General features: G+C 71.1%; 18 protein-coding genes. 7 read left to right on the top strand and 11 right to left on the bottom strand.

Going from position 1 to position 16109, the window contains the following annotated elements; translation table 11 throughout:
- Window positions 1-8: 8 nt before the first annotated feature.
- The 5 genes from ACZ7GJ_RS02505 to corA all read right to left on the bottom strand — a co-directional run bounded on the left by ACZ7GJ_RS02505 (window position 9) and on the right by corA (window position 5971).
- Window positions 9-2228, bottom strand: coding sequence for an NADP-dependent isocitrate dehydrogenase (locus ACZ7GJ_RS02505; RefSeq protein WP_470748603.1), 2220 nt, complete (start codon window positions 2226-2228; stop codon window positions 9-11).
- A 213-nt stretch (window positions 2229-2441) separates the two neighbouring features.
- Window positions 2442-2795: a DUF805 domain-containing protein gene (locus tag ACZ7GJ_RS02500; RefSeq protein ID WP_365927534.1), complete on the bottom strand. Its 354-nt coding sequence runs from the start codon at window positions 2793-2795 to the stop codon at window positions 2442-2444.
- Between the two features lie 426 nt (window positions 2796-3221).
- A complete protein-coding gene (locus ACZ7GJ_RS02495; protein WP_470748747.1) occupies window positions 3222-4046 on the bottom strand; it encodes a chitosanase in 825 nt (274 codons plus the stop codon).
- 183 nt (window positions 4047-4229) lie between these two features.
- On the bottom strand, window positions 4230-4832 hold the full coding sequence (locus ACZ7GJ_RS02490) for a GNAT family N-acetyltransferase (protein ID WP_470748602.1): 603 nt from the start codon (window positions 4830-4832) through the stop codon (window positions 4230-4232).
- 56 nt (window positions 4833-4888) lie between these two features.
- Entirely contained in the window at window positions 4889-5971 is a 1083-nt protein-coding gene (gene corA, locus ACZ7GJ_RS02485; protein ID WP_470748600.1) for a magnesium/cobalt transporter CorA, read from the bottom strand.
- A 150-nt stretch (window positions 5972-6121) separates the two neighbouring features.
- Here corA and ACZ7GJ_RS02480 point away from each other — a divergent pair, with 150 nt between their 5' ends.
- Window positions 6122-6724 (top strand): hypothetical protein, encoded by a 603-nt coding sequence (locus ACZ7GJ_RS02480; protein ID WP_470748598.1) that lies wholly within the window; start codon window positions 6122-6124, stop codon window positions 6722-6724.
- 12 nt (window positions 6725-6736) lie between these two features.
- Here ACZ7GJ_RS02480 and ACZ7GJ_RS02475 read toward each other — a convergent pair whose 3' ends face one another.
- Both ACZ7GJ_RS02475 and ACZ7GJ_RS02470 read right to left on the bottom strand, forming a co-directional pair.
- On the bottom strand, window positions 6737-7129 hold the full coding sequence (locus ACZ7GJ_RS02475; protein ID WP_470748596.1) for a TOBE domain-containing protein: 393 nt from the start codon (window positions 7127-7129) through the stop codon (window positions 6737-6739).
- 186 nt (window positions 7130-7315) lie between these two features.
- Window positions 7316-8212, bottom strand: coding sequence for a LysR family transcriptional regulator ArgP (locus tag ACZ7GJ_RS02470; RefSeq protein WP_470748594.1), 897 nt, complete (start codon window positions 8210-8212; stop codon window positions 7316-7318).
- Between the two features lie 69 nt (window positions 8213-8281).
- Here ACZ7GJ_RS02470 and ACZ7GJ_RS02465 point away from each other — a divergent pair, with 69 nt between their 5' ends.
- Window positions 8282-8905 (top strand): LysE/ArgO family amino acid transporter, encoded by a 624-nt coding sequence (locus ACZ7GJ_RS02465; RefSeq protein ID WP_470748592.1) that lies wholly within the window; start codon window positions 8282-8284, stop codon window positions 8903-8905.
- 77 nt (window positions 8906-8982) lie between these two features.
- The gene (locus ACZ7GJ_RS02460; RefSeq protein WP_470748591.1) at window positions 8983-10029 is read left to right on the top strand and encodes an NUDIX domain-containing protein; all 1047 of its coding nucleotides are present in this window, start codon (window positions 8983-8985) and stop codon (window positions 10027-10029) included.
- Between the two features lie 79 nt (window positions 10030-10108).
- Here ACZ7GJ_RS02460 and ACZ7GJ_RS02455 read toward each other — a convergent pair whose 3' ends face one another.
- Window positions 10109-11554 carry a glyceraldehyde-3-phosphate dehydrogenase gene (locus tag ACZ7GJ_RS02455; protein ID WP_470748589.1) on the bottom strand — a complete coding sequence of 482 codons (1446 nt, stop codon included), beginning with the start codon at window positions 11552-11554 and terminating at the stop codon, window positions 10109-10111.
- Between the two features lie 166 nt (window positions 11555-11720).
- On the opposite strand from ACZ7GJ_RS02455, the gene ACZ7GJ_RS02450 reads away from it, so the two are divergent.
- Window positions 11721-12056 carry an ArsR/SmtB family transcription factor gene (locus tag ACZ7GJ_RS02450; RefSeq protein ID WP_470748587.1) on the top strand — a complete coding sequence of 112 codons (336 nt, stop codon included), beginning with the start codon at window positions 11721-11723 and terminating at the stop codon, window positions 12054-12056.
- Window positions 12057-12240: 184 nt separating this feature from the next.
- Here the strand turns inward: ACZ7GJ_RS02450 and ACZ7GJ_RS02445 are convergent, their stop codons facing one another.
- From ACZ7GJ_RS02445 to ACZ7GJ_RS02435, 3 genes are all read right to left on the bottom strand, one after another.
- Window positions 12241-12600: a zinc ribbon domain-containing protein YjdM gene (locus tag ACZ7GJ_RS02445; RefSeq protein ID WP_470748585.1), complete on the bottom strand. Its 360-nt coding sequence runs from the start codon at window positions 12598-12600 to the stop codon at window positions 12241-12243.
- Window positions 12601-12884: 284 nt separating this feature from the next.
- Window positions 12885-13697, bottom strand: a complete 813-nt coding sequence (locus tag ACZ7GJ_RS02440) for an aquaporin (RefSeq protein WP_470748583.1) — start codon at window positions 13695-13697, stop codon at window positions 12885-12887.
- Between the two features lie 46 nt (window positions 13698-13743).
- The gene (locus ACZ7GJ_RS02435) at window positions 13744-14058 is read right to left on the bottom strand and encodes an ArsR/SmtB family transcription factor (protein ID WP_470748581.1); all 315 of its coding nucleotides are present in this window, start codon (window positions 14056-14058) and stop codon (window positions 13744-13746) included.
- A gap of 83 nt (window positions 14059-14141) precedes the next feature.
- On the opposite strand from ACZ7GJ_RS02435, the gene ACZ7GJ_RS02430 reads away from it, so the two are divergent.
- From ACZ7GJ_RS02430 to ACZ7GJ_RS02420, 3 genes are all read left to right on the top strand, one after another.
- Window positions 14142-14543, top strand: coding sequence for an arsenate reductase ArsC (locus ACZ7GJ_RS02430; protein ID WP_470748579.1), 402 nt, complete (start codon window positions 14142-14144; stop codon window positions 14541-14543).
- Between the two features lie 78 nt (window positions 14544-14621).
- Window positions 14622-14792, top strand: coding sequence for a 50S ribosomal protein L32 (rpmF, locus tag ACZ7GJ_RS02425; protein WP_470748577.1), 171 nt, complete (start codon window positions 14622-14624; stop codon window positions 14790-14792).
- 7 nt (window positions 14793-14799) lie between these two features.
- The gene (locus tag ACZ7GJ_RS02420; RefSeq protein WP_470748576.1) at window positions 14800-15981 is read left to right on the top strand and encodes a GTP-binding protein; all 1182 of its coding nucleotides are present in this window, start codon (window positions 14800-14802) and stop codon (window positions 15979-15981) included.
- Window positions 15982-16109 lie beyond the last annotated feature (128 nt).

Below are 16109 nucleotides of genomic sequence, written 5' to 3'. Positions count from 1 at the left end.
CGCGGGCCTCAGCCGAGGAGCGCGAGCGCCTTGTTGAGGGTCGCGGACGGCCGCATGACCGTCGACGCCTTGGCGGGGTCGGGCTGGTAGTAGCCGCCGATCTCGACCGGGGAGCCCTGCACCGCGATCAGCTCGTCGACGATGACCTGCTCGGACTCGCCCAGCGCCTTGGCGAGCGGCTCGAAGGCGGCCGCCAGCTTCGGGTCGTCGGTCTGGCGGGACAGCTCCTGCGCCCAGTACAGGGCCAGGTAGAAGTGGCTGCCGCGGTTGTCGATGCCGCCCAGCTTGCGGCTCGGCGACTTGTCCTCGTTGAGGAAGGTGCCGGTCGCGCGGTCCAGCGTGTCGGCCAGCACCTGGGCGCGGGCGTTGCCGGTGGTGGCGGCGAGGTGCTCGAAGGAGACGGCCAGCGCGAGGAACTCGCCGAGCGAGTCCCAGCGGAGGTAGTTCTCCTTGACGAGCTGCTGGACGTGCTTCGGGGCGGAGCCGCCGGCGCCGGTCTCGAAGAGGCCGCCGCCGTTCATCAGCGGGACGACCGACAGCATCTTGGCGCTGGTGCCCAGCTCCAGGATCGGGAAGAGGTCGGTCAGGTAGTCGCGCAGCACGTTGCCGGTCACCGAGATGGTGTCCTCGCCGCGGCGGATGCGCTCCAGGGAGAAGGCGGTGGCCTCGACCGGGGAGAGGATCTTGATGGTCAGACCCTCGGTGTCGTGGTCGGCGAGGTACGTCTTGACCTTGGCGATCAGCTGCGCGTCGTGCGCGCGGCCCTCGTCCAGCCAGAAGACGGCCGGGACGCCGGTGGCGCGGGCGCGGGTGACGGCGAGCTTGACCCAGTCCTGGATCGGCAGGTCCTTGGTCTGGCAGGCGCGGAAGATGTCGCCGGCGGCGACCTCCTGCTCCAGGACCGTGTTGCCCGCGGCGTCGACGACGCGGACGGTGCCCGCGGCGGCGATCTCGAAGGTCTTGTCGTGGCTGCCGTACTCCTCGGCCTTCTGGGCCATGAGGCCGACGTTCGGCACCGAGCCCATCGTGGCCGGGTCGAAGGCGCCGTGCGCGCGGCAGTCGTCGATGACGACCTGGTAGACGCCCGCGTAGCTGCTGTCCGGGAGGACGGCGAGGGTGTCGGCCTCGGCGCCGTCCGGGCCCCACATGTGGCCGGAGGTGCGGATCATGGCCGGCATGGAGGCGTCGACGATGACGTCGCTCGGGACGTGCAGGTTGGTGATGCCCTTGTCCGAGTCGACCATGGCGAGGGCCGGGCCCTCGGCGATCTCGGCCTCGAAGGAGGCCTTGATCGCGTCGCCGTCGGGCAGCGCGCCCAGGCCGTTCAGGATGGTGCCGAGGCCGTCGTTCGGGGACAGGCCGGCGGCGGCCAGGGTCTCGCCGTAGCGGGCGAAGGTCTTCGGGAAGAAGGCGCGGACCACGTGGCCGAAGATGATCGGGTCGGAGACCTTCATCATCGTGGCCTTGAGGTGCACGGAGAAGAGCACGCCCTCGGCCTTGGCCCGCTCGATCTGGGCGTTCAGGAAGGTGCGCAGCGCGTCGACGTGCAGGACGGACGCGTCCACGACCTCACCGGCGAGGACCGGTACGGACTCGCGCAGGACGGTGGTGGCGCCGTCGGCGGCCACGTGCTCGATGCGGAGCGTGCCGGCCTCGGCGATCACGGTGGACTTCTCGGTGGAGGCGAAGTCGTTCACACCCATGGTGGCGACGTTCGTCTTCGACTCGGGGGTCCAGGCGCCCATGCGGTGCGGGTGCGCCTTGGCGTAGTTCTTGACCGAGGCGGGGGCGCGGCGGTCGGAGTTGCCCTCGCGCAGGACCGGGTTGACGGCGCTGCCCTTGATCTTGTCGTAGCGGGCGCGGATCTCGCGCTCCTCGTCGGTCTTCGGGTCGTCCGGGTAGTCCGGGAGCGCGTAGCCCTGGCCCTGGAGCTCGGCGACCGCGGCCTTCAGCTGCGGGATCGAGGCCGAGACGTTGGGCAGCTTGATGATGTTCGCGCCGGGGGTCTTGGCCAGCTCGCCGAGCTCGGCGAGGGCGTCGGCGATCCGCTGGCTCTCCTCGAGGTGCTCGGGGAAGCTGGCGATGATCCGACCGGCGAGGGAGATGTCACGGGTCTCGACATTCACACCGGCCGTCGACGCGTATGCCTGGATCACAGGCAGGAACGAATACGTCGCGAGGGCCGGGGCCTCGTCAGTGTGCGTGTAGATGATGGTCGAGTCAGTCACCGGATGCTCCGCTCCACAGTCTGCGTCTCTCGTCTGCAACATTGCTCGACATCAAGATATCTCGTGATCGGGCCGGTCTGGACAGCCCCCTGCCGCAAGCCCTGCGAGACGCGCGTCACCTCCGGCCCCGGAGCCGCAAACGGCGAGAGCGCCGCCACCGGCTGTTTCCAGCCGGTGGCGGCGCTCAGGCCTTGCCTGCGCGTGCAGGTTCGATCAGGCGTGGACGGCCTTCGGGCTCGGGCCGTACTCGTTCGGCTGGGCCTGGCCCTCGGTCGCCGTCAGGACCAGCAGCCAGATGCCGCCGATGAACGGGACCAGGCTGATGAAGTACCACCAGCCGGACTTGCCGAGGTCGTGGAGCCGGCGGACGGTGACCGCCAGGCTCGGCAGGAACGTGGCGAGGAAGTACAGACCCACGAACAGCGGGTAGGTCTCCAGCGCGAAGTCGATGATCGCGAGGACGATGACGATGCCCACCGTGAAGAGGGTGTACATCCAGTACTCCTGGCGGCGCGCGCGGCCGGAGAAGTCCACGTACTTCTTCAGAACGTCGGTGTAGTAGTGCATTTTTGTCCCCCCAGAGGACGGTTCTTGGGCCCGTCCTGCTGGAGCAAGCCGGGGCAGAACTTATGCCCCGCTTATGGCTCGGTCAAGCCAGTTCACAGGACCTCTGGAGGCGCGATCTTCGTTGCTTCCGGCACTCAAAACACGTGCATCACACACCCGCTGGAACCCACAGGCCTCAAGAGGTCACAAGGAGTGACCAAACGGGGGTGGCAGAAGTCCTGGGGCGGGGCGTGGGAGCACTCGTGGGGTACCGAGACTGCGCAGCGTCAAGGGCACACGCGTTCTCGTCACCGGCGCAGGGGGTGCCTCGGCTCCCACATCGTTATCGCACTGCGACAACGGGCGCGGCCCGGCCACCCCGGACCGGCCTCTTCCGGCCGGTCCGCCCCGGGGCGGGGGAGATGGCCGCCCCGGGGCTGCGGGGGCTCAGCCGATGTGGAACGGGTCGCCGTAGACCTTCCAGTCGAGCGGGGTGTTGAGGTTGAGGTTGCCCTTCTTGAGCCACACCCGCTGCGCCGTGTCGACGCGGCTGGTGTCGCTGTGCGCCTCCTCCTGCTTCATCGCCCACACGCGGGCGTCGAGGAAGGCGTTCAGCCAGGTGGTCTCGTTGCCGCCCTGGGACGGGGGCTTGGCCTTGGACAGGGCCCGCTTACGGATGTTGCGGAAGCTGGTGGAGTCGGTGCCGTCCCCGTGCATGACGATGGCGTCGTAGTACGTGAACTGGCCGAGCACGCCGACCCCGTCGGCCTTGCCCTGCTTGACGGCGGGGTTGAAGTAGACCCGGTCGCGCTCGTGGTCCTGGGCCTTGCGGAACTCGGAGTCCTGGGCGGCCTTCGCCCAGTCCCTGGTGAAGTTCGGGTCGAGGCCGGCGTGCGAGTCGGTGCCGTCGACCTTGCGCAGCGCCGGCAGGTACTTGGCCAGGATGTTGCCGGGCTTGACCTGCGTGTAGTGCTCGACGAGGTCGAGCATGTCGCCGGTGCCGGAACAGAAACCGATGATTCCGGCCGTGTAGCCGCGGCCGTCGTCTATGTCCTCGATGTACTTGTACTGCGCCTTCCAGTCCAGCGAGGAGTTCTCCGCGCTGGAGACGATCTTCATGGCGATTTCCTTCTTCACCGGATCGTCGAGCCCGACGGCGGCCGCGGCCGGCGCCTGCGCGGCGGACGCGGCCGCGGCCTCGGGGGCGGCAGTCGCGTGGGCGGCGGCCGGTGCCGCGAGGAGTGCCGCACCGAGCACGGCACTGATCGCCAGACTCTTGCGGTGGGGGGTGAACACAGGGCCTCCATGGGGGAGTTGAGGCTGGGCGTCTTCGTTAGGAAACTTTACTACCAGCCTTCGAGGCATCTCAAGACCCGTGAACCCACGCTTCGTTCGGCCTCTCCCCTCCCGGCTGCACCGTCCGCCCTGTCCACCCCCTCAGCCCAGGCCGCCCCCTCAGTCGCGGGCTGCCGCCGCGGCCAGGCGCGCCCGGAGGTTCTCCTTCACGACGGGCCATTCCGGGCGCGTGATGCTGTACACGGCCGTGTCGCGGATCCAGCCGTCCCGCATGACCATGTGGTGGCGCAGCACGCCTTCATGGGTGGCGCCGATGCGCGAAATCGCGGCCCGCGACGCGCTGTTGCGCACGTCGGTCAGCAACTCGACCCGGTTCATGTCCATCACCTCGAAGGCATGGGTCAGCATCAGGAGCTTGGCCTCGGCGTTCGCACCGGTCCGCTGCCAGGCCCGGGCGAGGAAGGTCCAGCCGATCTCCAGCCGCCGGTTCGCGGTGTTGATGACCATCAGCCGGGTCGAGCCGATGACCCGCCCCGTCGCGGCGTCGACCGTCGCGTACGGGATCTGGACGCCCTGCTCGCGCGCCAGGGCGGCCTCGTCTATGAAGGCGCGCACATCGTCCGGGTGCGGGACGAGCGTCACCGCGAGCTCCCACAGCTTCCCGTCCCGGACGGCCTCGCACAGGCCGTCGTGGTGCCGCTGCTCCAGGGGTTCCAGTCGTACCCGCTCGCCGACCAGCTCCGCCGCCACCGTCTGTTCCATTGTCCGACCCACCCGTTCCCGTATTCGATCTTCCGACCGCGGGACCCTATCCGGCGTCAGAGCCAGCCGTTGCGGCGGAACCCCCGGTGGATGACGAAGCAGGCGACGGCCATGATCCCGAGGACCAGGGGGTAGCCGTAAGTCCAGTGCAGTTCCGGCATGTTGTCGAAGTTCATGCCGTAGACCCCGCAGACCATCGTCGGCACGGCGACGATCGCCGCCCAGGCCGTGATCTTGCGCATGTCCTCGTTCTGCGCGACGGTGACCTGCGCGAGGTGCGCCTGGAGGATGGAGTCGAGGAGACCGTCGTAGGCGCTGATCTGCTCGGTGGCGCGGGTCAGATGGTCGGCCACGTCGCGGAAGTACGCGCGGACCTCCGGCGGGATGACCGGTATCGGCTGCGTGGCCAGCTGCTGGAGCGGGCGGCCGAGGGGGGCCACCGCCCGGCGCAGCTCCAGCAGTTCGCGCTTGAGCTGGTAGATCCGCCCGGCGTCGCCGCGGCCGCCGTGCTCGCTGAACACCATGGTCTCCACGGCGTCTATGTCGTTCTGCACCGCGTCCGTGACGGCCACGTAGTCGTCGACGACGTGGTCGGCGATGGCGTGCAGCACCGCGGCCGGCCCCTTCGCCAACTGCTCCGGATCGGCCTCCAGGGCCTCGCGGACCGGGCCGAGCGTGCCGCGGCCGCCGTGCCGGATGGTGATGACGAAGTCTTCGCCGGCGAAGGCCATCAGCTCGCCGGTCTCCACGACCTCGCTGGTCGCGGTCAGCTCCTCGTGCTCGACGTAGCGCACGGTCTTGAAGACGGAGAAGAGGGTCTCGTCGTAGCGCTCGATCTTGGGGCGCTGGTGGGCGTGCACGGCGTCCTCGACGGCGAGGGGGTGCAGGCCGAACAGCTCGGCGAGGCCGGTGAGCTCGGCCTGCGCCGGCTCGTGCAGGCCGATCCAGACGAAGCCGTCGCCCGTCTTGCGGACCCGGCGCAGCGCCTCCTCGACCTCCGAGCAGCCGTCCTGGCGTACGCCGTCGCGGTAGACCACACAGTTGACCACCGCGCTGCCGAGCGGGGAGCGGGCCGGGTGGCTGAGGTCGACCGCTCGTCGGTAGCCGCGGCGCACGGCCCGGCGCAGGTTGCTGAACATGGACAACGGCGTACTCCCCTTCGGCGGAACACCGGCCAGTCTGCCACCGCCGCGCCACCGCTCCGCCGCAGCCCCTCCGAGGCAGCCCCTCCGGCGTCCGCCCGGCGCCGGGCCGAAGTCACCGCCGCGGCCTGGCCCTATGCTGCGGCGGTGACCATACCCCCCGCCGCCTCACCGGCCCCCCGCCCGCCCCGTCCGCTCGGCCGTCTCGCCACGCTGCTCGTGCTCGGCCTGGCCGTCCTGGCCGCCGCGGGCTTCGGCGGGTGGCGGGCCTGGGAGCGGGCGCATCCGGGCGAGTTCACGGCCGATCCCGCGTTCTGCGAACTGCTGACCCCCCAGACCGTGCACCGCCTGGTGCCCAGCTCCTACGGCGGCCGCGCCGACGTGTCGGGCTGCAACTGGTCCGCCCCGCGCGAGGAAGGGCCGAACCGGGCCGGCATCCACCTGTTCGCCGTCCGGCTCACCGAGGAACTCGCCCGCAAGGACCTGCGCGAGGAGCGCGGCGACGAGTTGCTGTGGGATGCGGGCTCGGTGGCGGACGTGCCCGGCATCGGCGACGAGGCGTTCATCCGGTTCCGGTCGTCCTCGTCCCAGCCGGCCGCGGGCATCACGGCCCAGGTCACCTTCCGGCGCAGCAACATGGTCGTCTCCGTGGCGTACGCCCGTCCCGACGGCGACCGCGAGGCCGCCCGGGCCGGCGCCGTGGACGCGGCCCGCGAGGCGGCGGACCGGCTGGCGGCGTCCGTACGGTGAACGGGGCGCGGGTCAGGCCCGGTCGATGAAGACGCTGGTCGACTTCACCCGGGCCGTGGCCCGCGCCCCCACCTCCAGGCCGAGTTCCTCGACGGCCTCGCGGGTCAGCAGCGAGACGATGCGGTGCGGCCCGGCCTGGATCTCCACCTGGGCGTCGACCGTGCCGAGCTTCACAGCGGTCACGATCCCGGGGAAGGCGTTGCGCGCCGAGGTGTACGGGGCCTCGTCGCCCTCGCCGCTCTCCTGCGCGGCCTCCACGCAGAACGCGGCCAGGTCCGGCCCGTCCACCATCCGCCGCGCGCCCTCGCGGCGGGTCGGGAACCGCTCGGCGTCGGCCCACCGCCGCGCCGTGTCGACGCTGACGCCGAGCATCCGCGCCGCCTGACCGATCGTGTAGGTCTCCATCCCCGCACCCTAGTGCCGTGACAGGCAACGTTTTGCCCGACACCGCACTAGGGGGTGTCTGGTGGTGCGTGCTCTCGGCGTGGCGACCGGAAGCCCGCGTACTGGACGTACTCGGGCTTCCGGTCGGTGCGGCGAGAGCACGTGCCGGACGCCGCTCCTTCCCCACGGACACCCGCCAGACACCCCCTAGCGGAGCGCCCCGGCCGCCGCTTCCGCGATCACCGCCGCCACCGCCGACAGGGCCGGCGAGTCCAGCTTCCACTGCTGCCAGTACAGCGGTACGTCCAGCGGCCGCCCCGGCACGACGACCTCCAACGCCCCCGAGCGCACGAGCGGCAGCGCCTGCGACTCCGGGACCAGGCCCCAGCCCAGCCCGGCGGCCACGGCGTCGCAGAACCCCTCCGAGGTGGGCACGTGGTGGCGTACCACCGAGGCCGCGGCGCCCGGGTCCCCCGTCAGCGACCGTACGAACACGTCCTGGAGGAGGTCCCGGCGGTCGAAGACGATCGCCGGAGCCTCGCGCAGGTCCCGCTCGGGCGGCCCCGCCAGGTGCCGGGCCGCGAAGTCCGGGTTCGCCACCGGCAGGTACCGCGCCAGGCCCAGCGGGCTCACCGTGCACCCGGCCACGGGCTCCGGCTGGGAGGTCACCGCGGCCATCACCTGGCCCTCCCGCAGCAGGGCCGTCGTGTGCCCCTCGTCCTCTCGGTGCAGTTCGAAGCAGATCGGCGGGTCCTGCGGCACCCGGCTCAGCGCGGGCAGGAACCAGGTGGCCAGGGAGTCCGCGTTCACCGCCATCGGCAGCCGTACCGGCCCGAGGCCCGCCGCCATCCCCAGCTCTTCCCGCGCGTCGCGCTCCAGCCGGGCCAGTTGCCGCGCGAACCTGATGACGACCTCGCCCGACTCGGTCGCCCGTACCGGCTTCGTACGCATCAGCAGCACCCGCCCGGTGCGCTGCTCCAGGGCCTTGACCCGCTGGCTGACCGCCGACGGCGTCACGTGCAGGGCGGCGGCCGCCGCGTCGAAGGTGCCCTCGTCGACCACGGCCAGCAGGGTCCGCACCTGCTCCAGGGGTAGCTCATCCATCACGAGCGCTAATGCTACGTAAAAATCTTTAGCTGTACTGCTGACACGCTGGTCCTTACGGTCGGAGACATGACACACGGCATCATCACGGCGGGCCTCGCCGGCTTCGGAACCGGACTTTCCCTCATCGTCGCCATCGGCGCTCAGAACGCGTTCGTGCTGCGCCAGGGCGCCCGCCGCCACTCGGTGCTCGCCGTGGTCGCCATCTGCGCGCTCTCCGACGCCCTGCTCATCGCCCTCGGCGTGGCCGGGGTCGGCGCCTTCGTCACGGCCTGGCCGCCCGCCCTGACCCTCGTCGGGCTCCTCGGCGGCGGGTTCCTGATCTGCTACGGGGTCCTCGCCGCCCGCCGGGTGCTGCGGCCCGCGCCCGGTGCCGCCCTCAGCAGCCGGGGCGCGGACGCCGGGTCCGCCCGCCGGGCCGTGCTGACCTGCCTGGCCATGACCTGGCTCAACCCGCACGTCTACTTGGACACCGTGCTGCTCCTCGGCTCCCTGGCCGCCGACCGGGGCGACCTGCGCTGGGCCTTCGGCGTCGGGGCGGGGCTGGCCAGCCTGACCTGGTTCAGCAGCCTCGGCTACGGTGCCCGCCTGCTCAGCGGACTGCTCGCGCGCCCCTCGGCCTGGCGGGTGCTCGACGGCTTCGTGGCGGCGACCATGGTCACGATGGGCGGGCTGCTCCTCGTACGGGCGTGACGCCTGCCGAGGAGCGACCCGCGGGGTAAGGATCCCCCTCACCCCAGGTCGTGTTGTCGAAGCCCCAGGAGCCGCACGTGCCCGAGCGCCCCACTCCCGAAGCGGAGCGCGCGTACTACGCCGCCCGCCCGGCCCCGCTCGTCGCGGCCACCGGAGTCGTCCTGGACTGCCGCGGGCGGATCCTCGTACTGACCCCTTCGTACAAGGACGGCCTGGAGCTGCCGGGCGGCAGCGTCGAGGACACCGAGACCCCGGAGGAGGGCCTGGCCCGGGAGCTGAAGGAGGAGCTGGACCTGAGCGTGCCGGTCGGCCGGCTGCTCGCCGTCGACTCCCGGCCGCCGGGCTCCCTCGGCCGGTCCCTCGTCGCCCACGTGCACCTGGTCGGCCCCCTCACCCCCGAGCAGGCCGCCGCGATCTCCTTCGCGGACGGCGAGGTCGCCGAGGCCCGCTGGCTCGCCCCGGAGGAGGCCTGCGCGGTCCTGCCCGACCGTATCGCGCCCCGGCTGCGCGCCGCCCTGGCCGCGCTGTACGCCGGCTCCCTCGCCCACCTGGTCGACGGCGTACCCCAGCCCGGCTCCCCCGCCGGACTCGACCCGGTCCGCCGTACGGCCCTGGAGCACGCGGGCGCCTACGGCTCCGCCGATCACCGGGCCGCCCGCCCCAAGGCGCTCACCGCGGCGAGCGTGGTGTTCACCGACGCCGCGGGCGCGGTGCTGCTGGTCCAGCCGGGGTACGGGAACCCGGCCCGCTGGCACCTGCCGGGCGGCGGCATCGACAGCGACCTGGGCGAGACCCCGCGCGCCGCCGCCCGCCGGGAGGTCCTGGAGGAACTGGGCCTCGACCTGGCGCCGGGCCGCCTGCTCGCCGTCAACTGGTCGCACCGCAGCGGCCGTCCGGCGCGCGTCCGCTTCCTCTACGACGGCGGCACCCTCGACGCGTCCGCCCTGGCCCGGATCCGCCTGCCCGCCTCGGAGCTCCTCCAGTGGCGGGCGGTGCCCCGGGCCGACCTGGCCGGCGTCACCAAGCCGGCCCTGCGCCGCCAGATCAAGGCCTGCCTCACCGCGCGCGCCACCGGCGCGGGACCCCTCGAACTGCACGCCGGCCGCCCGGTCCCGAGCCCGTAGCGCGCGGCAGGTCCGGGACGCGCGAAAGGCCGTCCTCCCCCGGAGGGGAGGACGGCCTTTCAGCTGCCGGGTACGGGGATCAGACCGCCGGCACCGGGTAGGTGGGGTACTCGACCCCGGACACGTGCTGGACCACGCGGATGACCTGGCACGAGTAGCCGAACTCGTTGTCGTACCAGAGGTAGAGGATCGCGTTGTCGCCGTCGACCTTGGTGGCGCCCGCGTCCACGATCGAGGAGTGGCGGGATCCGACGAAGTCCATGGAGACGGCGTCGGGCGCGGTCGTGAAGTCGATCTGGCGCTTGAGCGGCGAGTGCAGCGAGACGTCGCGGAGGTAGTCCAGGACTTCCTCGCGGGTGGTCTCGCGGCCCAGGCGCAGGCTCAGGATGGCGATCGAGACGTCCGGGACGGGGACGCGGATCGAGCTGCCGGTGATCGGCGCCTTCAGGTCGGGCAGCGCCTTGGCGACGGCCGAGGCGGCGCCGGTCTCGGTGATGACCATGTTGAGCGGCGCGGAGCGGCCGCGACGGTCGGCCTTGTGGTAGTTGTCCAGAAGGTTCTGGTCGTTCGTGAACGAGTGGACCGTCTCCACGTGGCCGCGCAGCACGCCGTACTCGTCGTCCATGGCCTTCAGCGGCGGGACGATCGCGTTGGTGGTGCAGGACGCGCAGGACAGGATCTGCTCGTCGGGCTTGATCGTGTCGTGGTTGACGCCGTGCACGATGTTCGGGACGTCGCCCTTGCCCGGAGCGGTCAGGACGACCTTGTCGATGCCGGGGCGCAGGTGCTTGGAGAGGCCCTCGCGGTCGCGCCACTTGCCCGTGTTGTCGATGAGGATGGCGTCCTTGATGCCGTACGCCGTGTAGTCGACCTCGGACGGGTCGTTCGCGTAGATCACCTTGATGGTGTTGCCGTTGGCGACGATCGTGTTGGTCGCCTCGTCCACGGTGATGGTGCCCTGGAACTGGCCGTGGATGGAGTCGCGGCGCAGCAGCGAGGCGCGCTTGACGATGTCCTGGTCGCCGCCCTGGCGGACGACGATGGCACGCAGGCGCAGGCCGTTGCCGGAGCCGGCCTTCTCGATCAGCAGACGGGCGACGAGGCGGCCGATGCGGCCGAAGCCGTAGAGGACGACGTCGCGGCCGTCGCTGCGCTCGATCTTGTTCTCGCCCGTGGCGCCGGAGACGGCCTGGGCGGTGAACTCCTCCACCGAGAGACCGCGGTCGTCGCTCTTGTACGTCGCGGCGAGCATGCCGATGTCGATCTGGGAGGGACCGAGGTCGAGCGCGGTGAGAGCCTGCAGGAACGGCAGGGTCTCGGTGACCGAGAGCTCCTCGCCGTCGATCTGCCGGGCGAATCGGTGGGTCTTGAGGATGCTGACCACCGACTTGTTCACCAAGGAGCGGCTGTGGAGCAGGATCGTGACGTCCCGCTCCCGGTGCATCTTCCCGATGATCGGGATCATCGACTCCGCGATCTCCTCGCGGTTTTTCCAGTTGGTGAACGAGTCCTCGTTGACAGTCACAGGTTTATCTTTCGAGCTAGGCGGCGCTCATATGCTAACCCCACCCCGCTCCGGGCACTCAAGCGCCCCACCCGGGAGTTGCAGGGATCTGCAATTGTGGAGGTCACGAGGCGTGAGAGGGGCGAAGTGGATGGATGACATGGGCAGTCAAGGCAGGGGTAGCCAGGTGAGCACACCGCTGTACCAGCTCAAGGCGGAGTTCTTCAAAACGCTGGGCCACCCGGTCCGCATCCGCGTCCTGGAGCTCCTGTCGGTGCGCGAGCACGCCGTCGCCGAGATGCTGCCCGAGGTCGGGGTGGAGGCCGCGAGCCTCTCCCAGCAGCTCGCCGTCCTGCGCAAGGCCAACCTCGTGGTCACCCGCCGCGAAGGCTCCAACGTCCACTACAGCCTCACCCACCCCCAGATCGCCGAGCTCCTGCGGGTCGCCCGGGGCATTCTCTCCGGCGTCCTGGAATGCCAGGCCGAACTCCTGGCGGACCTCCGCGCCACCAGCCGGCCGTAGGGGGTGTCTGGCGGATGTCCGCGGCGTCGCGACGCCCGGCACGCACTCTCGCCGCACCGGCCGAAAGCCCGAGTACGTCCAGCACGCGGACTTCCGGCCGGCACACCGAGAGCACGCACCGGACGCCGCTCCTTCCCCACGGACACCCACCAGACACCCCCTAGCCGCGGCGGCCCGCGACGGGTCAGGCCTTCTTGACCACGCTCGACTTGAGCTGCATGGCGCCGAAGCCGTCGATCTTGCAGTCGATGTCGTGGCCGTCGACCCCGTCGACCAGGCGGATGTTGCGCACCTTGGTGCCCGCCTTGATCCCCGACGGGCTGCCCTTGACCTTGAGGGCCTTGACCACGGTCACGGTGTCGCCGTCGTTCAGCACGTTCCCGACGGCGTCCTTGACCACCCGCTCACCGGAGCCACCCGCGTCCTCGGCCCCGGCCGCGGCGGGAACCCACTCGTGGGCGCACTCCGGGCAGACCATCAGGGCGTTCATCTCGTAGGTGTACTCGCTGGAGCACTTCGGGCACGGGGGCAGGCTCGCCGTCATCTGTTCTGTCCTAGCTCGGTGCGTACGCGCAGGGCCCTGGAGGCACCGACGCGATGGGCCGATCAGGATATCCGAGTTGCAAACTTCTGTAATTCCCTACATCGCGAGTGCTCCTTGCCAGGTGAGGCCTTCGGTGCTCGCCGCCATGGGACGGCTGCCGGCCCGAGCGGCCGCCGCATGAGCACAAGGATCGAGCCGCGCGTACGCGGGCGTGGTGGAGCACTCCCTCTACGTCGATCCCGCCACCCGCGGCCGGGGCATGCTGGAACGCCGAAGCCCGAAGATCAGCTGACTCCGTTCCCCCCGTCGACGTCCGCGGCGTTCTTGCCGCGCATGAAGATGAGCGCCACGAGCGCCAGGCCCACGACCACGCCGACCAGCTGCATGCCGATGAAGCCGGCGACGGAGGACGGGGCGATGCCCGCGAAGGTGTCGGTGAAGGCGCGCCCGATGGTCACGGCCGGGTTGGCGAAGGACGTGGAGGAGGTGAACCAGTACGCGGAGCCGATGTACGAGGCCACCGCGACCGGGGCGAAGCGCAGGCGGTCCGTGCGCGCGAGGCCGAAGATCAGCAGGATCAGGCCCGCGGTGGCGACGACTTCACCGAGGAGGAGGCTCCCGGCGGAGCGGTCGTGCTGGGACCACTTCACCAGCGGCTCACCGAACATCGCGTCCGCCAGGATCGCGCCCGCGATCGCTCCGGCGATCTGCGAGGGGACGTACACGGCCAGCTCGCGGGCGTTCGCGCCCGGGCCGCCGCGCCGGGCGGTCCACCACTCGGCCAGGGTGACGGCGGGGTTGAAATGGGCGCCGGAGACCGGGCCGAGGAGGGTGATCAGCACGCCGAGACCGAACACCGTGGCGGTGGAGTTGGCCAGCAGCTGGAGGGCGACGTCCTGGGTCAGCTCGGTGGCCTGGATGCCGGAGCCGACCACGACGGCCACCAGGGCGGCGGTGCCCACCAGCTCGGCGGCGGCCCGGGCGATCAGCGGGGTACGGGGCGGGGTCGCACCGGGCGCGGGCCGGGGCGCATCGGCGACTGGGGCGGACTCCGCCGCGGGGGCGGGGACTGCGGCGACGGGCTCGGTGACGGACAACGGTTCTCCTCGGGCAGGTGAGGCAGGGCGGACGGGGCCGCGAAGGCTACGGGCAGGACCGCTTGAGGTTCGCTTCGGCGGTGGCCCGCGCGGTCCGGGCGAGGTCGGCGAAGTGGCCGGCCAGGGCTTCGACGACGTCCGGACGCAGGCGGTAGTACGTGAACCTCCCGCACGGCTCCGTATCCACGACCCCCGCCTCCCGCAGCACCTTCAGGTGGTTGGAGAGGTTCGTCTGCTTGGCGCCCGTCTCCTCCACGAGGTGGGTGGTGCACAGCGTCTCGCGGGCGAGCAGGGTCACGATCCGGAGCCTGAGCGGGTCGGCCAGAACCCGGATCAAATCAGTGTCGACTGACGTCATCATGGGCTGATACTGTCACATCAGTGGTGACTGACTCCACCCGGCGCTGATGCGTGCCGCGCTTCCGTCCCGAGAAGAGACCCGCCGTGCCCGACAAGCCTTCCGTGCTGTTCGTCTGCGTCCACAACGCCGGCCGCTCCCAGATGGCCGCCGCCTGGCTGTCCCACCTCGCCGGCGACCGCGTCGAGGTCCGCTCGGCCGGCTCCGCTCCCGCCGACTCGGTCAACCCGGCCGCCGTCGAGGCCATGCGCGAGGTCGGCATCGACATGTCCGCCGAGACCCCGAAGATCCTCACCATCGACGCGGTCAAGGCCTCCGACGTGTGCATCACCATGGGGTGCGGCGACACCTGCCCCGTCTTCCCGGGCAAGCGCTACCTGGACTGGAAGCTCGAGGACCCGGCGGGCCAGGGCGTCGAGGCCGTACGCCCGATCCGCGACGAGATCAAGGAGCTCGTCGAGGGCCTGATCGCGGAGATCGCCCCGTAGCCCGGGACGCTATTGGTAATGGATTCCATTTCCATATAGTGTCTGCGGTGACGCCCCGACGCACCCAAGGAGGCCCCCATGGCTGTCCCCAAGCGGAAGATGTCCCGCAGCAACACCCGTCACCGCCGCGCCCAGTGGAAGGCCGCCACGCCGCAGCTCGTCCCGGTCACGGTCGACGGCTCCGTGTACCAGGTGCCGCAGCGCCTGGTGAAGGCGTACGAGCGCGGCCTGCTCCGCCCCGAGGGCTGAGCAGCACATGAAGACGACGTACGACCGACTGCCCGTGACCGTCCTGTCCGGGTTCCTCGGCGCCGGGAAGACCACCCTGCTCAACCACGTCCTCGGCAACCGCGAGGGGCTGAGGGTCGCGGTCATCGTCAACGACATGAGCGAGGTCAACATCGACGCCGCGCTCGTCCGCGGCGGCGAGGCCGCCCTGTCGCGCACCGAGGAACGCCTGGTCGAGATGACCAACGGCTGCATCTGCTGCACCCTGCGCGACGACCTGCTGGAGGAGGTCGACCGCCTCGCCCGCGAGGGGCGCTTCGACTACCTGCTCATCGAGTCCAGCGGCATCTCCGAGCCCATGCCCGTCGCCGCCACCTTCTCCTTCCCCCGCGACGACGGCGCCACCCTCGGTGACCTCGCCCGGCTCGACACCATGGTCACCGTCGTCGACGCGGCGAACTTCCTGCCGGAACTCGCCGGCGGCGACGAGCTCGCCGCACGCGGCCTGGACCAGTACGAGGGCGACGAACGCACCGTCAGCGACCTCCTGGTGGACCAGATCGAGTTCGCGGACGTCATCGTCCTCAACAAGCTCGACCTGGTCGGACCGGAACAGGCCGCCCGGCTGCGCGCCACGCTCAGCCGCCTCAACCCCGAGGCCCGGATCGTGCCGGCCGTACGCGGGCACGTGGCCCTCGAACAGGTGCTGGGCACCGGCCTGTTCGACCTCGAACGGGCCCAGCAGGCCCCCGGCTGGGTCAAGGAGATCAACGGGGACCACGTCCCGGAAACGGAGGAGTACGGCATCTCCTCCCTCGTCTTCCGCTCCGACCGCCCCTTCCACCCCGACCGCCTGTGGGCCTTCGTCACCGGGGGCCTCGACAGCGGCGCCTTCGGACAGATCCTGCGCTCCAAGGGCTTCTTCCGGCTCGCCAGCCGCCCCCGGATCACCGGCCTGTGGTCACAAGCCGGAGCTGTGGCCCGGTTCGAACCCTCCGGCGCCCTCGGCCCTGACGGCACCCAGGGCCAGGAACTCGTCTTCATCGGCACCGGCCTGCGCCCCGACGCCCTTCGGGCAGCGCTCGAAGCCTGCCTGCTCGACCCCGGCGAGCGCGTACCCGCCGAGGACGACTTCCCGGCGTGGGAGACGTACGGCATGGACGACGCCTGCGAGCACGAGCAGCCGCACCCGGTCTCCGAGGCGGCCTGAGACTCCGGGCCGGGCGGTGGTCGCAGCCACGGCACCGCCCGGCCCGGTAGGCCCGGTAGGCCCGCCACGCCCGAATGCGCAGGGCGGTGCCCGTCTGGCGTGTCACCGGACCGGTCGCATCCGGGGTG

This window comes from Streptomyces sp. NPDC037242, from assembly GCF_055604165.1.
The sequence above is the reverse complement of the archived record's forward strand: the minus strand, read 5'-3'. Positions and strand labels throughout refer to the sequence as shown.